Origin of the sequence: Gordonia malaquae NBRC 108250 (genome assembly GCF_000344135.1) — a bacterium.
Taxonomy (GTDB): domain Bacteria; phylum Actinomycetota; class Actinomycetes; order Mycobacteriales; family Mycobacteriaceae; genus Gordonia; species Gordonia malaquae.
In genome coordinates this window covers 1-800 of sequence record NZ_BAOP01000106.1, presented here as the reverse complement: position 1 = coordinate 800, position 800 = coordinate 1, and the positions used below count along the sequence as shown (strand labels likewise).

2 protein-coding genes are annotated in these 800 nt (G+C 59.9%); both read right to left on the bottom strand.

Annotated features, from left to right (window positions below; genetic code table 11):
• The coding region (locus tag GM1_RS22140; RefSeq protein WP_223291311.1) for an IS3 family transposase at positions 1–383 on the bottom strand (383 nt) is incomplete at its 3' end.
• A gap of 53 nt (positions 384–436) precedes the next feature.
• Positions 437–800, bottom strand: a 364-nt coding sequence (locus GM1_RS21405; protein WP_217997967.1) for a transposase, incomplete at its 5' end; no start/stop codon positions are given.

Below are 800 nucleotides of genomic sequence, written 5' to 3'. Positions count from 1 at the left end.
CCCGTCTTGAGGTAAGTGATGTCCCCGACCAGCATTGTCGTCGGCACCGGCGGACAGAACTGGCGGCGCACCAAATCCTCACGAGAACCAGCCTCAGGTGAAGCAACAGTGGTCCGTCGGGTGACTCGAGGCTGCAAGCCACAGATCTTCAACTCCGCCATAATCGACCTGACCAGCCACAACGACACCATCTGCCCATCGGAGAGCAGATCAGCATGAATCCGACGAGCACCATGAACCCGCCGCGACTGCTCCCACAACGAGTGGATCCGATCAGCAAGGACCACCCGTCGCCCGGCCCGCGATTCCGGTGCCGGCTCGAGGTCGCAGTCCCTACGCCAGGCGTAATACCCGCTCCGCTCAATCTGCAACAGGCGACACATCATCGTGATCGGGAAGTTGCCTTCTTCCGAACGGATCAGCCGATACTTGCTGACTACCGCTGTTCCTGCGCGAAGAAGGCCGCCGCTTTTTTCAAGAACGCGTTCTCCTCCCGCAACCGAGCCAGTTCCCGACGCATCTCATTCGGATCATCACCAGCCAAGTCCGGAGCCCGACGATTCGACCCTGAACCCGACCCAGCCGTACCCGTGGCCGAGGCAACCCACCGCCCCAACGTCGACTCACCAATCCCCAAATCCCGAGCCACCTCAGCACGAGGACGACCCAACTGAGTCACCATCGCCACCGCATCAGCCTTGAACTCATCAGTGAACACACGACGAGGCCTAGAAGTACCCATACCCAACAGTCTCCTCTCAACAAGAGTTCTGCTGTCTACAAGAACCATGACACCCCAG